The following is a 3318-nucleotide window of genomic DNA, read 5'->3' as shown; positions in this document are numbered from 1 at the left end:
TGAAAGTGTAAAATGTTCAGAAAATTATTGACGGCAAGCGACGTGAATGATAATATTACGAATAACAAATAACTCACATTAACGCTTTTATGCTTTTTTGCAATGAAGTAAATGTGCGTAAAATACTATTCTAGTAAAACAATTAATCACTAGAATATAATACAGAAAGAGTAGGGGGATATCAATGAAGGGCTCAAAAAAAATGGTAGGAGTGTTATTAGCCGGCTTCCTTGCTTTAGCAGGCTGTGGAACTTCAAATGAAACTTCGGGTTCAAATGATGCAGGAGGCAGCAAAGAAAAAGAACAGGTGGTAGTTGGAATTACACAATATGCACCACATACTTCATTAGATGCTGCGACTGAGGGTTTCAAAAAGGCATTAGAAGATGAAGGATTTAAGGAAGGCGAAAATTTAAAAATTGATTTCCAAAATGCACAAGGTGAACAAAGTAATACCGCAACAATTGCACAAAACCTTGTTGGTGACAAAGTAGATTTAATTTTTGCAAACGCAACACCAAGTGCTATGGCTGCACTCAATGCTACAAGTGAGATTCCAATCATTTTCACATCTGTAACTGATCCGGTTGGTGCTGGTTTAGTAGAAGCATTTGATAAGCCAGGTGCAAATATTACGGGTACAACTGATAATCATCCAGATGCAACAAAAACAACAATCAACTTTATCACACAAGAATTGGGAGCAAAGAAGATTGGTGTAATCTACAACTCTGGTGAACAAAATTCAGTTGTTCAGGTTGAGCAAGTAAAAGAATTTGCTGAACAAGATGGTGCAGAATTAGTTGAAGTTTCAGTTTCTACAACTGCAGAAGTAAAGCAGGCAGCAGAAAGCTTAGTTGGTCGTGTAGATGCAATCTATATTCCAACTGACAACACTGCAGTTCAAGCATTAGATACCATTATTGCGGTAGCAAATGAAAAGGATATCCCACTATTCGTTGGTGAGCTAGACTCAATGAAAGCTGGAGGATTTGCAGCAAGTGGTTTTGAATATTTTGATATAGGATACCAATCCGGACTAATGGCTGCTAAGATTCTAAAAGGTGAGAAGAAGGCATCTGAAATTTCAGTTGAACTTCCAAACAGCCTACAGCTTTTCATTAACAAAAAAGCAGCGGAAGAGCAAGGAATCGAAATTAAACCTGAATGGAAAGAGATTGCTGAGATCTACGAAGGCGAATAAAAGAAAGGATGATTCAACATGTTTACAGCATTATTTGGAGCATTTGAATCAGGAATCATCTATGCAATCATGGCAATTGGTGTATACCTGTCCTTCCGTATACTAGATTTTCCAGACTTGACGGTTGACGGCAGCTTCGTTACAGGAGCTGCTGTTTCCGCCATTTTAATCACAAATGGCGTAAATCCTTTTATCTCAACACTTCTAGCACTTGTTGCTGGATTTATTGCAGGTAGTATCACAGGATTACTACACACGGTTGGAAAAATTAATGCATTACTATCTGGTATTTTGATGATGATAGCCCTATATTCAATCAATCTACGAATTATGGGTAAATCAAATGTTTCTTTATTAAATATTGATACAACATTTACAAGCGTATCTAACGTATCTTCTTCATCAGGATTAGACTCGTTTTTTAATTCTATTTTATCAGCAATCGGTTTAGGTAATAGCTTTCCTAAAACATGGGGCATCTTGCTTTTCATGATTGTTGTTACATTGGCAATTAAATTCTTAATCGATCTTTTCCTACGTACAGAAATTGGTCTTGCAGTACGGGCAACTGGTGATAACAAAAAAATGATTTCCAGCTTTTCCGCTATCACGTACCTAATGACAATCCTTGGTTTAGGTCTTTCCAATGCTCTTGTAGCATTTTCAGGATCCCTCATTGCACAACAAGGTGGATTTGCCGATGTTGGAATGGGGATTGGGATGATTGTAATTGGCTTAGCATCGGTTATTATCGGTGAAGCCCTATTTGGAATCAAATCAATTGCACGAGCAACACTTGCCGTTATAGGTGGGGCGATCATATATCGTATCGTTGTTTCACTTGCATTACGTGTAGAATTCCTGCAACCAGGAGATATGAAATTAATTACTGCCATCATCGTAATTATAGCGCTAGTCCTTCCTAAAATTCTTGAAGGAACAAAAGAGAAAAGCAGAAGAACAAAACGACAACAACAACTTGTCCAAATGAACACTGCACCTTCGGAAAGAAAGGGTGAGGCGAGTGCTACACTTAAATCAAATTCATAAAATCTTTAATGAAGGTACTCCAGATGAAAAGATTGCCCTTGATTGGACGAATTTGCAGTTAAACGAGGGCGATTTTGTTACTGTCATCGGAAGTAATGGTGCTGGGAAATCAACGTTAATGAATGTGATTTCCGGTGTGCTAATTCCTGATGCTGGTAAAGTGGAAATCGCAAGTAAGGATGTTACATTCTTACCAGAGCATAAACGAGCAAAGCTAATTGGACGTGTATTCCAAGATCCAATGGCAGGTACGGCCCCAAATATGACTATTGAAGAAAATTTAGCAATAGCCTATTCACGTAATAGAACACGCACCTTAAGTAAAGGGGTAACTAAAAAACGCAAGGATTACTTTAAAGAAGTTTTAGAATCCCTTAACCTCGGTTTGGAGAATCGTCTATCTGCTAAAGTAGGCTTGCTATCTGGGGGAGAACGTCAAGCATTATCACTTTTAATGGCAACCTTCACAGAGCCATCAATTTTGTTACTTGATGAACATACAGCAGCTCTTGACCCAGCCCGTGCTGAACTAATTACGAATTTAACGAAAGAAATCGTAAAAAAATACAATCTTACCACATTAATGGTCACTCACAATATGCAACAAGCAATTGATTTAGGCAACAGACTTATCATGATGGATAAGGGACAAATTATTTTAGAAGTTGATGAACAGGAAAAAGCTAATTTGACTGTTGATCAATTGCTAAATGAGTTCCAACGAATCAGGGGAGCAAAAATGACAAATGACCGTTCATTACTGTCTTAAATGAAAAAACGGCCGCTTTATCACGAAGCGGTCGTTTTTTTATGCGGTTGATTGATTATCGATAAGGTGTTGTTTATCTCTTTCTATTTCCATTGCAGACACGATATAGGCAAACCCATTTAACACGAAGATAACAACATTCGATTGAACTCGCTCTGTTTCCCCTAAATACGTATTCATTAAGATAATACCAGAGTAAAGTATGACAAAAAATAAAGCAATTTTATTCATTACTACCATTCGACGACAACTCCTTTTATATTGTCCAGCTCCAGGCGCCATCGGCTCGAGGTCA

4 protein-coding genes are annotated in these 3318 nt (G+C 37.7%); 3 read left to right on the top strand and 1 reads right to left on the bottom strand.

Going from position 1 to position 3318, the window contains the following annotated elements; genetic code table 11:
• Positions 1-184 precede the first annotated feature (184 nt).
• The 3 genes from V7147_RS16565 to V7147_RS16555 are packed head-to-tail and all read left to right on the top strand — an operon-like array spanning position 185 to position 3023.
• Positions 185-1204, top strand: coding sequence for an ABC transporter substrate-binding protein (locus V7147_RS16565; RefSeq protein WP_335368938.1), 1020 nt, complete (start codon positions 185-187; stop codon positions 1202-1204).
• Between the two features lie 18 nt (positions 1205-1222).
• The gene (locus V7147_RS16560; RefSeq protein ID WP_335368937.1) at positions 1223-2254 is read left to right on the top strand and encodes an ABC transporter permease; all 1032 of its coding nucleotides are present in this window, start codon (positions 1223-1225) and stop codon (positions 2252-2254) included.
• On the top strand, positions 2229-3023 hold the full coding sequence (locus V7147_RS16555) for an ABC transporter ATP-binding protein (RefSeq protein WP_335368936.1): 795 nt from the start codon (positions 2229-2231) through the stop codon (positions 3021-3023). The genes V7147_RS16560 and V7147_RS16555 overlap by 26 nt, the downstream gene beginning before the upstream one ends.
• A gap of 39 nt (positions 3024-3062) precedes the next feature.
• On the opposite strand, the gene V7147_RS16550 is transcribed toward V7147_RS16555, so the two are convergent.
• Positions 3063-3318: hypothetical protein (locus tag V7147_RS16550; protein WP_335368935.1), on the bottom strand; the 256-nt coding region annotated here is incomplete at its 5' end.

The organism is Bacillus sp. JJ1521 (assembly GCF_036965165.1).
Taxonomy (GTDB): Bacteria; Bacillota; Bacilli; order Bacillales; family Bacillaceae_L; genus Ferdinandcohnia.
The sequence above is the reverse complement of the archived record's forward strand: the minus strand, read 5'-3'. Positions and strand labels throughout refer to the sequence as shown.